The sequence below is a fragment of the Paraglaciecola sp. genome (assembly GCF_039964565.1).
In the GTDB taxonomy this organism is placed as follows: Bacteria; Pseudomonadota; Gammaproteobacteria; order Enterobacterales; family Alteromonadaceae; genus Paraglaciecola.
Genome location: NZ_JBDVXF010000024.1, coordinates 21,348 through 40,651 on the forward strand (window position 1 = coordinate 21,348; position 19,304 = coordinate 40,651).

A 19,304-nucleotide genomic window follows, 5' to 3' on the forward strand; every position below is an offset into this window, starting at 1 on the left:
ACAAGCCAACAAGCCTCAAAAAAAAACCGATATTGAAAATATCGGTTTTTTTGTATCTTTAAAATTTTAACTTGAGCTTGAAGAACTAGCTCATTAGCTCAAAAGTAAAATTATGGTCTATTATCTTGCGCGGTAAATGATACGACCTTTAGATAGGTCATAGGGCGTAAGTTCTACAGTTACTTTGTCACCAGTTAAAATACGAATATAGTTTTTACGCATCTTTCCTGAAATATGGGCAGTAACAACGTGACCATTTTCCAATTCAACACGAAACATAGTATTTGGAAGGGTATCCAACACAGTGCCTTCCATTTCAATACAATCTTCTTTCGCCATCTAACTCTGTTACCTCTAATCAATAAAATAAGTGTCTAAAAATGCCGCGCAGATTTTGCCCAATAAGGGGCCGAGTGTAAAGCTTTACCCTGATTTTTTTGTAATTAGTTGCCATTTATTGTCAAAAAACCGCTCATGAGGCAAAAAATTCTGTTTATAGCTCATTTTTTGACAGGTATCTATTTGATAACCTAAATATAAGAAGGCTTTATTAAGAGACTTAGCAAGTTCAATTTGTTGCAAAATAGCAAAGCTTCCTAATGAACGATGTTGCTCTTCTGGCTTAAAAAAGGTGTATAGCGCAGATAGCGATGTCACAAGGTTGTCGGTAACAGCTACACCAATAAGTTGGTCTTTTTCATGTATTTCAACAAACAACGCATTGTTCCATGGACTGAGAATAAACCCTTGGTATTGTTCAATAGTAGCTGGGTACATGCTGCCATCATCATGACGATGGTTTATGTATGACTCATACAGCGGATAATACTCTGGCTTGTCGCTATTGCTAATACGTATCGTCAGGTCTTGATTGCGCTTTATGATGCGCTTTTGACTCTTAGAAGGTGAAAACATATTAACTGGCAGGCGAATTGACTCACAAGCATTACACGAGCCGCAGTGCGGTCGGTACACTTGTGTACCACTACGTCTAAACCCAGCAGCAATTAAAAAATCGTATTCAGACATTGTGGGCTGAGTGTCGCTCATGAAAACCAAAAGCTGCTCATCTTGCTCAGGCAAATAGCTACATTTAAATGCTGGGGTAATACCGAATTTCATACTCGTTTATTCATAGTAATTTGTTGAGTTCAAGGGTACGTGGTTGCCAAATATCATCATCAAAAGATTGTTTACTTTGAACCGCTAACATAGATAAAAATTTCGTTCTGGGTATTTCAACACATCCTAAGCTAGCGAGATGAGGATTTTGCATTTGGCAATCAATAAATTCTGCGGATTGGGATTTAAGTAACTTAACTAAACTTAGCATGGCTAGTTTAGATGCGTTGGTTGCTTTATGAAACATGGACTCTCCGCAAAAAACTTTGCCCACAACTATACCGTATAACCCGCCCACCAAGGTATTTTCGTCCCATATTTCAACAGAGTGAGCATCACCAAGCTGGTGTAGATGTTTATAGGCTTTGATCATTTCTTGCGTTATCCAAGTACCAGAATCGTTTCTAGGAATGTTTGCGCACTTATCAATAACAAGGTCAAAAGCCCTATTAATAGTGATACGGTAATCACTTTTACGGGCAAATTTTTTGAGGCTCTTACTACAATTAAAATTATCTAAAGGCAATATGCCTCGTGGATCTGGGGACCACCACATAATTGGTTCATTTTCGCTAAACCATGGAAATATTCCAGAAGAATAAGCCAAAAGCAGACGTTTAGCAGTTAAATCCCCACCAAATGCTAAGAGCCCATTCGGATCTGTAAGGGCGATTTCGGTGGGAGGAAAAAAAAGTTGTTCATCAAGCTTAGTTAGGGTCAGCATTAAACTATCGTTGTGGTCTGTTATCTCAAGAGTGAATAAAAAAGGCCTCAAGTCGAGGCCCCACTGTGTTAAATTTACTTATTACTCTATTATTCTTGAGCGTCTAAGAATTTCTCGGCATCCAATGCCGCCATACACCCAGTACCCGCAGAGGTAATCGCTTGGCGATAGATATGGTCACTCACGTCACCTGCAGCAAATACACCTTCTACACTGGTTTGCGTGGCATTACCTTCGGTGCCACTTTGCACTTTGATGTAACCGTCTTTCATCTCCAATTCACCGTCAAATATACCAGTATTAGGCTGGTGACCAATTGCAATGAAGAGTCCCATCAAATCTAATTCTTCAGTAGCATCAGACTTGGTGTCTTTGATACGAATACCTGTTACCCCCATATCGTCACCTAAAACCTCATCTAATTGGCGGTCTAGATGCAAAGTAACATTGCCATTCTTGGCTTTTTCCAACAAACGATCAGCTAGAATTTTTTCGCTGCGAAAAGAATCACGTCTGTGAATCACGTGAACTTCAGATGCGATATTTGACAAATACAGTGCTTCTTCAACCGCAGTATTACCGCCACCAACCACTGCTACTTTTTGGTTGCGATAGAAAAACCCATCACAAGTAGCACATGCTGATACTCCTTTACCCATAAAGGCTGTTTCAGACTCCATACCTAAATATTTTGCGGAAGCACCGGTACAAATAATTAACGCATCACAGGTATAGGTGCCTTGATCTCCAACTAAGGTAAAAGGTCGCTTAGACAAATCGGTTTTATTGATGTGATCAAAGATAATTTCAGTATCGAATTTTTCTGCATGTTTTTGCATGCGAACCATTAAGTCTGGGCCTGTTAATCCTTCTGGATCGCCTGGCCAGTTTTCTACCTCAGTGGTTGTGGTTAATTGTCCACCTTGCTGAATACCAGTTAGTAACACTGGGTTTAAGTTAGCCCGCGCAGCGTAGACTGCTGCAGCGTATCCAGCAGGACCAGAACCTAAGATTAGTAGCTTAACGTGTCTTGTTTCGGACATTTAACTCTCCAAATATTCTCTTTAAATGACATCAAAGATGATGCCTATTTCATTTAACTTATTGTCGCTAGACATGTGGGCATGTCTAGTAGTTTCAATATCTAATATGGACTTAATTGTGGATTACCGTCTTTGTATCGCAAATATAGGGCTTTATATGTTGGTGAAGTGGGTAATTTAATATTTCAGCATAGACTTTTATAATTACTAGCAAATTACACTAATGAAGTGAACAACTGTTAGTACGATTTGGTATTAGCTTAAATGCGCTCTAGCCGTTACAATAAATTCGTGTGTTTTTTGGAGTAATTAAGTTGCCGAAAATGTTTACATCAATGGTGAAAGATGGTCAGCAATATATGCAAACATGGCCTATGCAACATCAATTGTATGGGGTATTCCCTGAATGCCGTGTTATTGCTGCTACCAAATTTTCAATAAAAGTTATGCCAGCTTTGGCTGTCTTGACTGTAACTGCACTGGTTAATTTACAAGGTATTGAAAGATTGCCGCAAGCTTTAGCCATTGGGATATTCTTTTTGTCGTTACCACTTCAAGGTATGTTGTGGTTGGGGCATCGTTCACAGCAGCTGTTACCTCCATCCTTGAAAAGTTGGTATTTAGATATCCATCACAAAATGCAGATGCAAGGTTGTGCATTACAATCTCCTAAAGCTAAGCCTGAATATAAAGAGCTCGCAAGGTTATTGAAAACCGCTTTTGACGAGCTAGACAAAGCGTTTACTAAACGCTGGTTTTGATTAAACCACATTGGTCGCCGAGTTAGGGCTATTTATCAAACTGATTAATATGCAAAACCGCAATGATAGGCAACTCAAACCACCATCCAACTTCTGAAATTTGGACATAGCCACCTCCCTTGTTTTATAGCCCAAAAGCTGAATAGCATTGAGTGATTTGGAAAATTGCATCAGCAATATGTGCTACTTCCCCTCTGCGGCTTCAGGGGCCGGGTAGAGTCAAAATAGCGCAGTTTCGGGTTAACAAGGCTACATCTTCAACAAAACATAAATCTGGATATTCTACTTGTGGAGATAATTGGGTGATCTGCAAGCCCCATGCTTGCTTGAGTTATACCTTGTTCCATGGCTTTGCATGGTAAACGGACAATAGCGCGAGTAAACATATTGCACCGCAATTTAGTGATAACAGTTTTACGTTACAATAACGACGCTCATATCTGTTAAACCTGTCATCTAAATTATTTAATTGTCTAAAGTTAACTCTGTAGCGCATTTACGGCAAACGTACTGTTGCTGACCTCTGATAACTTTATTATGCCTGCGAATACTTAGTTTCACTTGGCCACATTGACAACGGTAGTTAAAATTCCTCCCTGCCACATTAGAGACATCCATGCGGTGGTAGGTTTGTCCCCTTAGGTTAAATAGTTTCAACATCAAGTTTTGCCACTCCTTACCATGGGGGCGCACTTTTCCAAATAGTTGGTAGGCCAATAAATGACATACTTCATGAGGCACTACTTCATTTAAAAATGCATCAACATTTTCTGAAAGTAGAATCGGATTGAAACGTAATTCGTTTAATTGCAGTCGAGCACTTCCTGCTATTTTTCCTCTCTGATTGAAGTTTATTTTCGGTAATGAAAAACTTTTTCCAAAGTATGAAGAAGCGTGATTAATACAATGTTCAACTTTGTTAATTATTAGTTGTTGAGTGTGGGATGACAAAAAATATTCTACAAATAACAAGAGTTACTGACAATGGATCCATTTTAACCAATAATCAGCTAAAGCCAATCCTTTTGAGTATAGCAATGCAAGATCAGCAATTACGTCGTTCTTTAGATTTTCGATTTTTAGCCGAGCCAACCGATGTTAATTTTGGAGGCAAAGTACATGGAGGTGTTGTCATGAAATGGATGGATCAAGCGGGGTATGCATGCGCAGCTCAATGGAGTGGGCATTATTGTGTGACTGTGTCTATTGGAGGAATCCGATTTATTCGACCCATTCTAGTGGGGCAGATGGTGACCCTTACTGCAAAAATCGTACACACAGGTAAAACGAGCATGCATGTACAGATTACAATTATTGCAGGTGATCCTAAACAAAATAAAATGGTCGAAACCGGTCATTGTATTATGGTGTTTGTCGCCAGTGACGAAGTAGGCTATCCCATCGAAGTTCCAACGTGGGAACCTAAAACTGCAGAGGATTTTGCGTTGGAAAAATACGCCATTCAAGCAAAAGATTCGGCACAAAGTTTAGATAAACAATTATTAGAAGCCTTGAAAAAAGACAAGTAAAAAGTTTATCGAAGCCCAATACGCAAAATGCCCCAATCATTTTGGCTATGATTGGGGCAAGACTATTACGTTTTGTCGCTTACATCTCACATGCTAGGCAATAAGCGTAAACCCCTTTAGGATCATTTAATTTTGAAACGGCCTCTATGTCAGCCGTTATTTCTTTAACGAGCCCCATAATCGTGCCGGATTTTTCAATTTCAAATGCTCCTTTAAATGAAACAGAAGCACTTTGGAATAGTTCTTTCCAGAATAATTCGTTTTTGGATAGGGTTCTTTGGATGTACTGAGTATCGTAGGCCTCTAGATTCGCTAATTCGGCCGCAGCTTTAACACCATCTTCTAAATAACCTAACTCATCCACTAAACCTAATTCCAAAGCAGTATCGCCAATCCATACACGTCCTTGGGCAATTTCATCGACTTGCTCTTTGCTCATCTCGCGTTTATCTGCAACCAATGAAATAAATTGATCATAACCATGCTCTATACCTCGTTGCATAATCGCGGCAACTTTGGGATCAAGAGATTTAGTAATTCCCATACCTGCGAATTCGGTTGTACCTACGCCGTCGGTATGCACTCCTAAATAATCTAGGGTATTTTCAAAGGTCAAAAACATACCGAATATACCAATTGAACCAGTAATTGTGCTCGGCGCTGCAAGTATTTTATCTGCCCCTGCAGAAATCCAGTAGCCTCCAGATGCGGCATAAGTACTCATTACGGCCACCACTGGTTTTCCTACTGCCTGTAAATTTTCAACTTCTTGACGAATGATCTCCGAAGCAAATGCACTGCCACCCGGAGAGTCCACATATAGAACTACCGATTTAACGCTTTTGTCATAACGAGCTTTGCGAAGCAACTCTGCGGTGCTGTCACCACCAATTTGGCCAGGTTTCTTGGTGCCGTTTAATATAGTGCCCTTAGCAACGACAATAGCCACTTTGTCCAAATTGTTAGTTAAATTAGGCAGTACTGGCTTGATGATATTGAGGTAACTTTTAAAACTAATGGCATTAAACCCTTTACCACTCTCATCTTTACCTACAACAGCAACCACTTCTTGAAGAGCTTGCTCACGAGTTTTAAGTGCATCAACCCATCCAAAATCTAACGCGTATTGCGCGAAATCTCCTCCAGATTGTTCAAATTTTTGTAAGAATACATCAAGTTTTTCATCAAAGTTATCCACGTCTAAGCCTCGTGCGGCTGCAACACTGGTTTTGTATTGTGTCCACATAGCCGTTAGCCAAGCTTTGTTCGCTTCTTTGGCCGCGTCTGACATATCATCACGAATGTAAGGCTCTACAGCTGATTTGTAGGTCCCCACTTTGAAAACATGTGTTTCCGCTTTCATTTTTTCAATCGCTGATTTGAAATACATTCCAAAACGACCGTAACCTTCAAACATCATAAACCCCATAGGATTGAGATACAGATGGTCAGCGCGACTCGCTAGGTAATATTGATTTTGGCTAAAGTAATCTCCGATTGCATATATAGGCTTTTCACTTGCCTTAAAATCCTCTAATGCGACCGCAATTTGTTCTAATTTATCTAAACCAGCACTGCCTAGTCCGTGTAAGTCTAAGACTAGTGCTTTAATACGACGATCTTGTTTAGCATTTTCGATGGTAAGCAACACATCTTGGAGCAACACTTCGGGGTTGTCATCCTCTTGCTCAAACGCTTCTTGCATAAACTCAGTAAAAGGATCGACTCCTTCTTTTTCTATCACTAAGTTGCCCACTAATTTGAGTACTAAGGCTGAATTGCTTGGTACTGAGATTTTATTGTTGTCCTTAAAAAAGACAGAAATAAAGGCAACAAAAATAACAATGAAAATGATGTTGAAAAATAGTTTTCGGCTAAAATTAAGGGCGTTCCATAAACCAATAAACAGCGACTTCGTCCAACTTGTTCTTGAAGACATAATAGGTATACACACTAGTTACAAAATAAAGCAACATCCTATCTAAAAAAGGTCCTGGTGAACATTTTCAAATGTAATTCTTTGTAACTTTTTCATCTAAAGATAAAAATTTTGAGATAGACTGGACGCAGTGTGCAAAACTAAGAAGCTATACTAATATGACTACAAATTCTTATTATCCCAATTTATTTCAGCCACTAGATCTAGGTTTTTGTGAGTTACCTAACCGTGTCTTAATGGGGTCAATGCACATTGGTTTAGAAGAAGAAAAGCATGGGCTAGAGAAATTAGCTGCTTTTTATGCAGCCCGAGCGGCGGGTGGGGTAGGACTGATCGTTACAGGAGGTGTAAGCCCCAATCGACAAGGATGGTTATTACCTTTTGCGGCGCGAATGAGCAATAAAAAACACGCCAAAGAACACCAGGTGATTACACAAGCGGTTCATCAACATCAAGGAAAAATTTGTCTTCAAATACTCCATTCAGGTCGCTATGGCTATCACCCATTTATTGTCGCGCCATCTGCTATCAAATCACCTATTACCCCATTTAAACCCAAAGCGCTTTCAAAAAGAGGGATCACTAACACCATCAATGATTACGCAAATTGTGCATATATGGCCAAACAAGCGGGATATGATGGGGTAGAAATTATGGGCTCGGAAGGTTATTTCATAAATCAATTTTTATGCCCACGCACGAATCACCGAGACGACGAGTGGGGCGGTAGTTTCGAAAATCGCTCGCGCATTGCGGTTGAAATAGTCAATGCAGTTAGGCAAAAAGTAGGGACTGATTTTATCATTATTTTCCGGTTATCTATGCTGGATTTGGTCGAGGGAGGCAGTAATTGGGATGAGGTCGTTGCTCTTGCCAAATTGATTGAGAGCTGTGGCGCGACATTGATCAACACTGGTATAGGTTGGCATGAGGCGAGGGTACCGACTATTGGAACTATGGTGCCTAGAGGAGCATTTAGTTGGGTAACTGAACGCCTCAAAAGTGAAGTCAGTGTGCCCTTGATTGCGACCAATAGAATCAACACCCCCGATATTGCTGAAAAAATACTCGCCACTGGGCAAGCGGATATGGTCTCGATGGCGAGGCCATTTTTGGCTGATGAAAACTTTGTACAAAAAGCGCAGCAAGGGCGTGGAGAAGAAATCAATACATGTATCGCATGTAACCAAGCTTGTTTGGATCATACCTTCGCACGTAAGCGAGCCAGTTGTTTGGTTAACCCTCGAGCAGGTTACGAAACAGAGCTAAATTTTTCGCTCACTACTCACAAGAAAAAAATAGCGATAGTGGGTGCAGGACCCGCGGGATTAGCGTTTAGTTGTTATGCCGCAGAACGTGGGCACGAAGTCCATTTATTCGAGCAAAACTCAGAAATAGGAGGGCAGTTTAATTACGCGAAACGTATCCCTGGCAAAGAAGAGTTTTATGAAACCATACGTTATTTTAAGAAAAGAATTGAAGTCATGGGAGTGCATCTTCATTTAGGCAACCAGCAAAGTGTTGAGACATTGTCACAGGCTAATTTTGAGCATGTGGTACTCGCAACGGGTATTAAACCAAGAATTGTTAACATTGAAGGCATAGAAAACCCTAAGGTCATGACCTATCTGGATGTACTTAGAGACAATAAAGCAGTAGGCAAAAAGGTAGCAATAATTGGTGCAGGTGGAATTGGTTTTGATGTAGCTGAATTCTTGATTGAAGAACATTCTTTAACAACGCAGCCAGAGCAATGGTTAAAAAGTTGGGGAATCGATAAGGCTTACGAAGAGACTGGGGCGTTAACTAATGCCATTATTGAAGAACCTGCGAGAGAAGTTTTCTTACTACAACGTAAAACCACAAAAGTAGGAAAAGGACTAGGTAAAACAACAGGTTGGATCCACAGATCAAGTTTACAAAGAAAACATGTGAAAATGATTGCTGGAGTTGATTATGTGAAAATTGACGCTGATGGACTACATATCAACGTTAATGGCAAACCACAGTTATTAGAAGTGGATAATATTATTTTATGCGCGGGACAAGAGCCACTTAGAGAATTGCAAAAAGGTTTAGAGCAAAAAGGTATCGCAACCCATTTAATTGGGGGCGCCGATGTAGCTTCTGAACTCGACGCCAAACGTGCCATAAGACAGGGCGCAGAATTGGCCGCAATTATTTGATTTTATAGACTTAAAATATCAATGTATCGCGACACCGAAAAGCTAAGACAAGTTTTGTCTTAGCTTTTCGGTAATATCAACTAATTTACTTGAACGGCTGGTGTGTCAGAAATTAATCTACTGTTCTTTGTATTACCTTTTAGCCTTTCAACTAACATGTAGTTTATCGGCACTAAAATAAGGGTGATAAAGGTAGCAAATAAAATTCCAAAACCTAGTGAAACAGCCATAGGTATTAAAAATTGAGCTTGAGTCGATTTTTCAAACAATAAAGGCATCAGACCAATAAAAGTGGTTAAACTAGTCAGCATAATAGGTCTAAACCTTGACGCTCCGGCCACCAATACTGCATCCATCAATGTGCCACCTTCGAGACGTTTTTTGTTGATGAAATCAACTAATACTAAGGAGTCGTTCACTACCACACCAACTAAAGCTAACATGCCTAGTATGCTCATAATCGTCAGTTCCATCCCCATCAACCAATGTCCCATAACCGCACCTATCATGCTAAATGGGATAACACTCATGACAATAATGGGCTGAATGTATGATTTAAATGGAATGGCAAGCAGCAGATAGATTGCAAAGAAAACCATTAGTAAGCCTACTCCCAATGATGAAAAAGACTCTCGTTGTTCACGGGCTTCACCTTCCATTTTCCATGTTACCCCTGGATATTGATTAACCAGTTGTTGAACGTATTCGGCTAACTCTGCCTGTAACACAGTCATATTAGTATTCGTCTTCTCTACATCAGCGGTCACACTAACGGTTCTAAAACGATCAATTCGTCGAATTTCTGAAGGACTTTTACCTGGAATTAGGGTTGCTACATGAGACAAGGGTACCGAACCACCAGAAGGTGTTTGTACTAGAATATTTTGTAAGTCAGATAACGATCGCCGCTCTTCGATGGGTAACCTAACCATAACACGCACATCGTCACGGCCACGTTGGATTCGCTGCACTTGGCTACCAAAAAAGGCGTTGCGAACTTGATTCGATACGTTCACTCGAGTCAAACCTAGGGCCTTACCTTGTTGAGTTAACTCAATCTGTAATTCTTCTTTACCGTCAGAGAGACTGTCGGCAATCTCAAATACTGTGGGGTAGGTGGCAAGCCTAACCTTTATTTGATCGGCAATTTCTTGCAGTGTTTTTTGTGAATTACCACCTAATTGCACGTCAATTGGGTCTGACGAACGCCCCAACTCAGCACGATAGGTAATGCTTTCTGCTCCCGGGATCGGGCCAATTAGTTCACGCCATTCACGCACTAATTCGGCAGAGGTGATTGAGGATTCTCTTTGTTCAGGAGGAATGATTTCAAACCGAACGGAACCAACATTAGACGCTCCTCCTCGGCCACCTGTAGACGCTAGCACATTGAGGATCACGCTTTGCCCTGTATCTGGGTCAACGTATTTATCTCGAAGTTGTTCGGCTTTTTCAGACATGTTAACTATGAACTGATTGGTGACTTCAAACGTGGTGCCAGTAGTCATGGTTAAACTGGCTTTGACAGTTTCACTTGGAACACGAGGAAAAAATACAAACTTAGTCCAGCCGCTCATCAGTAGCGCCAAAATGATCGAAAATGTGCCAATAAAAACGGCTAGAGTGGCCAGTTTATGGCGTAAGCTGAAGCCTAAAAGTGGTTGGTAATAACGTAAGATTGCACGTTCAAATCCATCGGCAAATCGTTGTTGCCATTGTTCTAAACGGTTACCTTTTGAAGACTTCTGGTTACGCAACTTGATATTTTTGAGATGTGAAGGTAAAACAAATTTTGATTCGATTAACGAAAATAACAATACTGGTATTACGATCACAGGGATTTGTGCAAATAAGGCGCCACGGTTTCCTTCAATAAAAGCAAAAGGTAGAAAAGCCGCAACTGTGGTTAAAATACCAAAAGTAACTGGGGTGGCGACTTCTAGGGTACCTTTGATTGCTGCTTCTTCACCAGACTCTGATGTTCGCAAGTGAGTGTATATATTCTCCCCCGTGACGATAGCGTCGTCCACCACTATACCCAATACCAGAATAAACCCAAATAAACTCATCACGTTCAATGTTACCCCAAAAATTGGCATAGCTAAGAACGCTCCCATGAAAGACACTGGGATCCCAATAAATACCCAAAATGCGATAGCAGGACGTAAAAATAAAGTGAGCAGAAGTAGTACTAAAATTCCACCCTGTAGTGCGCTTCCACTAAGGGTTGCGATACGGTTTTTAACGATTTGTGAATCGTCATCCCAATAACTTAGCTCGTAACCTTCGGGTAATAGAGGTTGCTTGTCTTCTATGTACTGTTTGACCTTATCTGCTACCTCTACTGCGCTTTGTTGGCCAATTCGATACACGTCGATAAAGGCAGCCTGTTTACCATTAAAGCGGGTGCGCACGGGCGTTTCTTCGAAGCCGTCTTGAATATCGGCGATGTCTTTTAAACGCAGAATTGATCCGTCACTATTGGTTTTGATTGGTATATCAGCAAATTCGTCTTTTCGATAAGCTTGACCTTTAGAGCGAATTAATACGTCGCCACCGTCAGTCTTAATATTTCCTGCGGAAATATCGCTACTCGAACTTGCTACTGCATTAGAAACTTGGGCTAGAGTAAGATCATATTGACGTAATCGGTCCTGAGGAATTTCCAAAGCAATTTCGTAATCTCGTACGCCTGATAATTCCAATTGGGTAATACCGGGGATCCGCAGCAAATCGTCGCGCACTTGTTCTGCAAATTCATTGATTTCTTTTTCTCCATATATCCCTGAAATAGTCACAGCTATTACTTCACGGGTGCGCTGCGCCAAGGATACAACCGGTTTTTCCGCTTCTGCTGGAAAATTATTGATAGCGTCTACTCTAGATTTTATATCGGCCAATAATTCGCGAGCATCGTAATCTGAGTCTATCTCTATACTTATTCTTGCTGATCCTTCAGACGATACACTGATGATTTGTTTAATGCCTTCCAAATCTTGTACGGCTTCTTCAACTAAAATAGCTACACCTAGTTCAGTATCTTCTGGTGTAGCGCCGCGCAGTGTCACCGAGACACTAATAGTGTCCGTTTCGAATGATGGAAATACTTCAAGCGGAATTCGGCTGGTAAGGCTGTAAATTCCCGCAAATAATATAGTGATCATTAGCAAGTTAGCAGCCACATGGTTTCGGGCAAACCAAGCAATCATGTTCGTTCTCCAATCTTAGAAAATGAGGTAGAGATAAAGTAAGTCATCATTGGTGGCTACTTTGGGGCGAGTTTGCTGCAGGTCCCGCAGCCTTGTTGCCTCGTTTAGCACGAAGCTCTTCTACTGAAACGCCCATTTTCTTTGCCATTTGCTGCAGTTTTACTTCTCTGTCAGCAGAGGGCTTTTTGCGTGGTTGCTGTTCACCAGCAATACTGACTCGCGTGCCTGAGCTTACTTGACCTAAAGGTGTTGTGACTAAAAACTCACCAGCGTTTAAACCATTTTCTATAATACTCTTCTGACTGTTTTGCCAACGAATGCTGATATCTCTTCTTCGCAATAAACTATCTTCGACAACGTAAACATAACTGCCTTGGTAAATCGTACTATTGTCTATAACTATGGCATCAGCGAGGGTTTTTCCTTGTACTTCAGCGTTCACATATTGTCCTATTTTAATAGAAGGCCCTGGATGTAATAGTGGGTTATAGGGATCTTCAATTTGCGCGACTATATAAAGTTGCTGAGCATTACTGTCAATCGCTCCTTCAGTTCGAATTACTTTGCCAAGCCAAGATTGATTGTTGCTTAAGCTAGAGGTGAAACGGGCTTCAATATTCGATTGTCGTTGGTTGTTATCGCGGTACTCTTCAGGAAAATTAACCAAATCAATATCACTGTTATTGATAGGTAAGCGAATTTCAACTGAATCTGTCGAGTATATTTCTGCGACTTTAGTGTTTGCAGATAATACTTGCCCTAAGTCCACTAGCTGCTCAAGAATTCTGCCATCGTAAGGGGCGGTAATCTGGGTTCTCTCTAACGCTAGCTTAGCTATAGTTAAACTAGCTTCAGCAGACAATAAGCTTGCTTGAGCCGCCGCAAGTTGCGGTTTGCGCAACACTAAATCGCTTGGTTCTGCGTTGTTACCTAATCGTTCCCAATCAATTTTTGCCTGTTTGGCGTTGGCTTTCTCTTCCAATAAAGCTTGTTCAGCTGACAATAAACCTGCTTCTGCAATTTTAACATCTGCTAGGTAGTCTCGCTGATCTAAGGTGAGTAATACATCGCCTTTAGAAAAGAATCCACCATTTTTGAATTGTGGATTCACTTCGATAATTTGCCCTGATACCTGTGCTACCAAAGCGTTTTGCGTTCTAGGTTGCACTGTACCAAAAGTGTCAACTACAACAGTGTACTGCTCAGGTTTAAGTTGTGTTACTTCGACAGTTAATTGAGACGCGCCCGATGGACCACCTCTTTTACTTTCCGGAGGATTGTCAAAAATTAATTTGGCGATAACCAAGGTGATCACTAATATAGCCAGTGGAATCAACCACTTTTTTACCTTACTCATTGATTAACACATCCTCTAGTTCATTATTTTGTAAATTATTGGTATCGGTAAAATCACCGCCTAGTGCAACATGTAAAACAATGCGATTGGCGAGTAACTGATTTTTAATTTGGATCAAAGCACTTTGGGCGCTAAAGGAACGGCTTTGTGCTTCAAGCACAGTAGTATAAGTGACCAAACCTCTTTGATATTGCTCAAAAGCCAAGGTTTCAGCTGCATCAGCGTTTTGTTGTGCGGCTAACGTGCTTTGATAGCGAAGTTTTAAACTATTTTCTGTGGTGATGGCGTTTTCCACTGAAGAGAATGCATTGTACAAAGTATCCAGATAAATCTGTTCCTGTTGCTTAAGTCGCAAGCGAGCTATCTCTTCATTGGCCTTGAGATCTCCAGCTTTAAAAAGTGGGGCAGTCAAGCCTCCTAATAAGGACCAAGCTAAAGACGAACCTGATAATAAATCACTCAATTCATCGCCACTATCAGAGATTGAAGCTCTCAAAGAGATACTCGGAAAGCGTTGTTTGTGAGCGAACGCTAAACCTGCATCTTGCGCTAAAACTTGATACCAGCTGCTTTGTAATTCCGGTTTTCTGCTAATTATGTCTGAAGGCATACCCATCGGAATGTCGTTGGTTAATAACGGTAATGTCAGCTGTTCAGTGGTTAAACTCGCGTTTGGATATCGACCTAATAATCGCTCTAGGTTTCTAGTAGCCTGTATTTGCGTCACTTCCTGTTGAGCTAGATTAGATAGCTCAGTGTTTAACTCGTTTCTTGACAAATATACGTCTAGTGCAGCATTAATACCTGTTTGATAGCCTGATTCTATAATGTCTAAATTTTGCTGGGCATTTTTAACTCTTTGTTCAAACAAAGCTAACAGCTGTTTTGCGGCAATCCAATCAAACCAAGTTGTCACCACATTAGCGACTAATGTTTGTCTATTTTGCTGATAATTGGCTTTTGCGGCTAAGTAGTTCAAATTAGCCTGTTTTTGCGCTGCAGATAACTTGCCCCAAATGTCTAGTTCATAACTGCTTTCAAGTTCTAGGGAGCTGTTGTTGCTAATTACTCCCGTTGTTGACTTGGAGCGACCTGTATTAAGGCTTAAATCTAGGTCTGGCCAAAAGTCAGCTTCAGCTTGAATCAACTGTTGCTCTAAAATTTGCATATCATAGGCTTGTTGGCGCAGAGCTTGATTGTTACGTAAGGCCTCATCAACTAATAAACTCAAATTAGGCTGGCTAAATTCCGCTAGCCAATTATTAGAAACAGGCATCGATTTATCGGAGAATTGCCAATTTTGTGGCACATCGGCATTTCTAAGTTGCTTGTCTATTTGGCTGGAACTGGCACAACCATAAAGCAAAACCGCAATTAATAATGAGGGAGCTAACTTCACAGAATATTTTAACCTTAGGAAAATCGATGGCTAGTGTAAGTGATTGTGGAACACCTGAAGCTGACTTTACACAATTTTTACACTCATTTTCAGTCAACCTAATTTATCGGTGTTTGGTCGCAAAATTTCGAGTTTGTGCAGCGAGAATTCAACATTCTTTATTAATAGGAGTACCGCAATCCATATCGATTGAGTGTAGTCCGCATAACGTTATTTACGAACTCCATACTCAAATGTACAGCCAGCAAACAAAGCGTAATTTTCCATCGGTGTTAACTGTGAAATATTCACCTCGCCAATAAGGTCGGTGTGTACAAAGTTCGATAACGAAAAAACAACGCGCCATTTCGAGTTGGGAGAGCGAAGTTCTAAATAAGGATAGACATCGATATTCCATTGTCCAGATGTGTAGTCATGTTCGAAAGCAGTATTGGTGGTTGATTCAATTTTATACTCTCCGTTTTTACTAAGATTAATGCTGAGTTCGAATTCACAATTTTGACTGTGGTATTTTTTAGCCCAGACATCTGGATTATTTTGTTTTTGAGGGTCTACCCCTAACGGCACGAGTAATAGGGCAATTGAATTTTCTCGATACCAATGATTATCGATGAATAACATATTGCTGTAATGTATGTCCCATCCTAAATCAGCTAATTCATTAACGACCTTGTTAACCGCGTTTGGGTTATTAAGGACAGGTGAATAGATAACTGATGATTGAGTCACAGACTTAGGGAATGCTAAGTTGTTCGCTTCTACTACAAAATTGGCGTCTTTGAGTGCTTTATCAATTGTTGCTATTTGTGCCTTCGACAAATAGCGGGAGTAGAGATGGACGGTCGTGTGGCTGCATCCACAAAGTAGTAAGGCCACCAATATGAAATACTTCAAACTATTAGTGGCCTCTACGCGACTTATTGAAGGGCGTTAATTGTTTCATCGCTAGACGTTTGAGGTGGTAGTTCGTCTTTAACAACATCCATTCTGTAATCTAATTGCACCGTTAAACCTGTTTGCCTTTGCGCTTGTCCACCTTGGATTCTGGGTTTGTAAACCCATTGTTTAAGCGCAGTAACTGACACCTTGTCAAATACCTGTTGTGGGAAAGACTCAAGCACCTTAATGTTCTCGGTTGAGCCATCTTTGCCAATATCAAACTGTAATATTACTGAGCCTTCTTGATTATTTTGCGCTGCCTCAACGGGGTACTTGGGCTCGACTCTGGTTATAAGAGGTGCCGTTTCAGGGTTATCAATTTTATGGGGCATTTCTGCCAAATTAGCTAATGCGACCCCAGCTAGAAAGGTACTGCTTAATGCGATTGACAAACCAATTAACGCAGGTCTAATTTTTGCTGGACGTTTGATGCTGGCGATACGTTTAAACATGGTGTTTTTTTCTCCATAGGGTGAATAAATAGCAAAACTGTGAAGTGAACGCTCGGCGCAGCGCAATAACGCTTTGCTGTAGCTTATTTTGTCTTGAGTCGTTGCTTGTTTTAACACAGCAGCGTCGCAGGCTATTTCTTGACTGCGTCTAAATGAGCGGTAGGCTAACCATGTCAGGGGGTTGAACCAAAATACCGCTACAAACAATAAGGCAACCAAGTTAAATACGTTGTCACCTCGATGAAAATGTACTAATTCGTGGCTAATTATTAGTTGTTGTTGTCGTTTACTGAACTGGTTATGAAAGTCTTGAGGAAGCAGTAAAGTAGGTTTAAATATCCCACTCAAAATAGGCCCGGTTAGTTGAGCGTTGCTCATTACAGCCAAAGCGTCGGGTAGCGCCATATCCAGTTCAACTTTGTGGGAGTTGTATCGGGTTAAACAGGTTATCTTCCATTGTGCAAAAGCAGCAAATACGAGGATGCTAAGGCTACCCAACGCCCAAACGTAGCCCCAACTTAGGTTGAGGTCCAGTGGCGAGGAATCTGCGCCTATTGAAACTACATGCCGATAAACGGACTGGTCGTCTATTGAAATAACATTTTGTGGTAGGTTATTGACAACCAAAAGTAATGGCACTAACAACCAAAGGGCGTAGATAACGTTTGCACCTAAACTCTTTATTGCTTTTGTTTCCAATGTAATCAGAATTAGTAGTAACACACTAATCGCCATTTGTTGCTCAATCAGCCAGTTAGTCATTTTTTTGCTCCCATTGTTTTATGAGTGACTTTAGTTCGTCAACATCGTCTTGTGATAATCCATCTGAATTAGCAAAACCGGCAACCAAAGGCGCTACTTTCCCACCAAACAAACGACTGACTAAACTTTTACTTTCTTTTTGGTTGTAGGTACTGCGCTCAACCAAGGGGAAATACAAATAACTACGCTGCTGCTTGTCAAAATCAATTACCTGTTTTTTCACTAATCGACTTAGCAAGGTTTTGACTGTTTTTTCATGCCATGTTTTGTTTTGGTTTAAACGTTGAATTATTTCACTGGCAGTGGCTGGAAATTTGTTCCATAGGGCATCGAGTACTTCAAATTCGGTTTTACTAATATCTGGTTTTTCTGTGTCGGTAGTCATAAGCTTTTCTTTCAATAGGATTTATAAGGTTAACGATTACAAGTGTAGTCTACAACTTAAGATTACATGTGTAATCAAAGTTTGCAAGTGTTTAATATTTATTATTTGGATTTTTTAGCGTTGCTATATATTGAGGGGTAGGCAGGCGTTTGAGGTCGAATCAAATATTTAATACAGAAAGTTCAAATTATTCCGACATTTTGTAACTAAGCTGTTAAACTAACTGCGTAATTCAATATCCACTTGCGTGATGGTGATAGCGCTAGCGGAATTAAACTATTTCACTACAAGAAGAGAGTTCAAAATGAGTAAAGGTACAGTAAAGTGGTTCAATGCAGATAAAGGTTTCGGTTTTATCGCTCCAGAAGACGGTAGCAAAGATTTGTTTGTTCACCATTCAGAAATTCAAGCTGGCGGCGGTTACGCAACTTTAACTGACGGCCAAGCTGTTGAGTTTGAAGTAGGCGAAGGTCAAAAAGGTCCTTGTGCCAATAAAGTAGTTCCTTTATAAGAACCGCTTATAAATTAGCGATTTAGGCTCGATGTTTGAGCTGGATCTTAACAACGATTCGTTAAGGTCCTCGCTATTTGATTTGAATATGTGATGTTTAATCATCGCGTTTTAAGAATTTTCCCATCGTTTTATTCTAGTAATATCCCCGCAATATCTAAACGTTAGTTAGCCTAGTAACAAGCTTAAAACTGTATTGACGTCAGTTCGACATTCTCTGCTGATACCTTTAATACACTGCCTTGTTCATACCAGTCTCCAAGTACGATACGTTGAGCCGATTGCTCATTTATGACGAGGTCATGGATAGCCGGTCTATGTGTATGACCGTGGATAAGCCGTTTTACGGCAAACTTTTCCATGTAGTTTATGACTTCTTCTGGCGTGACATCCATAATGTCAGCGCTAAGTTTCGATTGTTTTTGTTGGCTAGTTGCTCTTCCTTTTTTCGCAAGCTTTCGCCGTAATGCTAATGGTAGGCTCAACATGATCCTTGGCCACCACCAACTGCGTGCTTTTTTACGAAAGGCTTGGTAGTCAGTATCTTTAGTACAAAGCTCGTCACCGTGCATTATCAGCGTTGCCTCCCCGTACAAATTCACTACATGTTGTTCGGGTAAAATTGTCAATCCAGCTTGTTTTGCAAAACGTTCACGAACTAAAAAGTCACGATTGCCATGAATAAAATATACTGGTACACCAGACTGATTAAGCGCACTAAATGCGTTTGCAATACTCAAAGTAAAATCATTTTGGTCGTCATCACCAATCCAGACTTCAAATAAATCTCCTAGTACATACAAAGCCTCTGCTTTGGGCGCATGCTCTCGTAAAAACTCAAACAAACACTGATTGATATCATCTCTGTTTGCAGACAAGTGCAGGTCAGAGATAAAATAGGTAAAAGGCTTAATTGCTGGCAATGTCATTGGATAATCAGAGATAACGTAAAACTAAGGGAGAAGTGGGGAAAATTACTGAAATTT

At 40.6% G+C, this 19,304-nt stretch carries 17 protein-coding genes; 4 read left to right on the forward strand and 13 right to left on the reverse strand.

The features are described from left to right. Positions 1-120: 120 nt before the first annotated feature. From infA to trxB, 4 genes are all read right to left on the reverse strand, one after another. Entirely contained in the window at positions 121-339 is a 219-nt protein-coding gene (gene infA / locus ABJK37_RS09655) for a translation initiation factor IF-1 (RefSeq protein ID WP_007618153.1), read from the reverse strand. 84 nt (positions 340-423) lie between these two features. Next, entirely contained in the window at positions 424-1,122 is a 699-nt protein-coding gene (locus tag ABJK37_RS09660) for an arginyltransferase (protein ID WP_348352507.1), read from the reverse strand. A gap of 10 nt (positions 1,123-1,132) precedes the next feature. Further along, positions 1,133-1,846, reverse strand: coding sequence for a leucyl/phenylalanyl-tRNA--protein transferase (gene aat / locus ABJK37_RS09665; protein WP_348352509.1), 714 nt, complete (start codon positions 1,844-1,846; stop codon positions 1,133-1,135). Between the two features lie 89 nt (positions 1,847-1,935). Beyond that, the gene (gene trxB, locus ABJK37_RS09670; RefSeq protein ID WP_348352512.1) at positions 1,936-2,889 is read right to left on the reverse strand and encodes a thioredoxin-disulfide reductase; all 954 of its coding nucleotides are present in this window, start codon (positions 2,887-2,889) and stop codon (positions 1,936-1,938) included. A gap of 323 nt (positions 2,890-3,212) precedes the next feature. Between trxB and yfbV the strand changes: the two genes are divergently transcribed. Beyond that, positions 3,213-3,650 carry a terminus macrodomain insulation protein YfbV gene (gene yfbV, locus ABJK37_RS09675; RefSeq protein ID WP_348352514.1) on the forward strand — a complete coding sequence of 146 codons (438 nt, stop codon included), beginning with the start codon at positions 3,213-3,215 and terminating at the stop codon, positions 3,648-3,650. A gap of 465 nt (positions 3,651-4,115) precedes the next feature. On the opposite strand, the gene ABJK37_RS09680 is transcribed toward yfbV, so the two are convergent. Next, positions 4,116-4,601: a SprT family zinc-dependent metalloprotease gene (locus ABJK37_RS09680; RefSeq protein WP_348352517.1), complete on the reverse strand. Its 486-nt coding sequence runs from the start codon at positions 4,599-4,601 to the stop codon at positions 4,116-4,118. A gap of 86 nt (positions 4,602-4,687) precedes the next feature. Here ABJK37_RS09680 and ABJK37_RS09685 point away from each other — a divergent pair, with 86 nt between their 5' ends. Further along, positions 4,688-5,179 carry an acyl-CoA thioesterase gene (locus tag ABJK37_RS09685; protein ID WP_348352520.1) on the forward strand — a complete coding sequence of 164 codons (492 nt, stop codon included), beginning with the start codon at positions 4,688-4,690 and terminating at the stop codon, positions 5,177-5,179. A gap of 79 nt (positions 5,180-5,258) precedes the next feature. Here the strand turns inward: ABJK37_RS09685 and sppA are convergent, their stop codons facing one another. Further along, positions 5,259-7,118, reverse strand: a complete 1,860-nt coding sequence (gene sppA / locus ABJK37_RS09690) for a signal peptide peptidase SppA (RefSeq protein WP_348352523.1) — start codon at positions 7,116-7,118, stop codon at positions 5,259-5,261. Positions 7,119-7,276: 158 nt separating this feature from the next. Between sppA and ABJK37_RS09695 the strand changes: the two genes are divergently transcribed. Then, a complete protein-coding gene (locus tag ABJK37_RS09695) occupies positions 7,277-9,304 on the forward strand; it encodes an NADPH-dependent 2,4-dienoyl-CoA reductase (RefSeq protein ID WP_348352526.1) in 2,028 nt (675 codons plus the stop codon). An 80-nt stretch (positions 9,305-9,384) separates the two neighbouring features. Here ABJK37_RS09695 and ABJK37_RS09700 read toward each other — a convergent pair whose 3' ends face one another. The 6 genes from ABJK37_RS09700 to ABJK37_RS09725 all read right to left on the reverse strand — a co-directional run bounded on the left by ABJK37_RS09700 (position 9,385) and on the right by ABJK37_RS09725 (position 17,807). Then, a complete protein-coding gene (locus tag ABJK37_RS09700) occupies positions 9,385-12,513 on the reverse strand; it encodes an efflux RND transporter permease subunit (RefSeq protein ID WP_348352529.1) in 3,129 nt (1,042 codons plus the stop codon). A 46-nt stretch (positions 12,514-12,559) separates the two neighbouring features. Next, complete coding sequence (locus ABJK37_RS09705; RefSeq protein WP_348352532.1) at positions 12,560-13,870, reverse strand: efflux RND transporter periplasmic adaptor subunit; 1,311 nt, start codon at positions 13,868-13,870, stop codon at positions 12,560-12,562. After that, a complete protein-coding gene (locus tag ABJK37_RS09710) occupies positions 13,863-15,269 on the reverse strand; it encodes an efflux transporter outer membrane subunit (RefSeq protein WP_348352535.1) in 1,407 nt (468 codons plus the stop codon). Before ABJK37_RS09710 ends, ABJK37_RS09705 begins: the two co-directional genes overlap by 8 nt. Positions 15,270-15,479: 210 nt before the next feature. Further along, a complete protein-coding gene (locus ABJK37_RS09715) occupies positions 15,480-16,163 on the reverse strand; it encodes a hypothetical protein (RefSeq protein WP_348352538.1) in 684 nt (227 codons plus the stop codon). 23 nt (positions 16,164-16,186) lie between these two features. Beyond that, positions 16,187-17,422, reverse strand: coding sequence for a M56 family metallopeptidase (locus ABJK37_RS09720; RefSeq protein ID WP_348352541.1), 1,236 nt, complete (start codon positions 17,420-17,422; stop codon positions 16,187-16,189). Beyond that, on the reverse strand, positions 17,415-17,807 hold the full coding sequence (locus ABJK37_RS09725; RefSeq protein ID WP_348352543.1) for a BlaI/MecI/CopY family transcriptional regulator: 393 nt from the start codon (positions 17,805-17,807) through the stop codon (positions 17,415-17,417). The genes ABJK37_RS09720 and ABJK37_RS09725 overlap by 8 nt, the downstream gene beginning before the upstream one ends. 304 nt (positions 17,808-18,111) lie before the next feature. Here ABJK37_RS09725 and ABJK37_RS09730 point away from each other — a divergent pair, with 304 nt between their 5' ends. Further along, positions 18,112-18,318 carry a cold shock domain-containing protein gene (locus tag ABJK37_RS09730; RefSeq protein ID WP_007618104.1) on the forward strand — a complete coding sequence of 69 codons (207 nt, stop codon included), beginning with the start codon at positions 18,112-18,114 and terminating at the stop codon, positions 18,316-18,318. 185 nt (positions 18,319-18,503) lie between these two features. On the opposite strand, the gene lpxH is transcribed toward ABJK37_RS09730, so the two are convergent. Further along, a complete protein-coding gene (gene lpxH, locus ABJK37_RS09735) occupies positions 18,504-19,247 on the reverse strand; it encodes a UDP-2,3-diacylglucosamine diphosphatase (RefSeq protein WP_348352547.1) in 744 nt (247 codons plus the stop codon). Between the last annotated feature and the right edge of the window lie 57 nt (positions 19,248-19,304).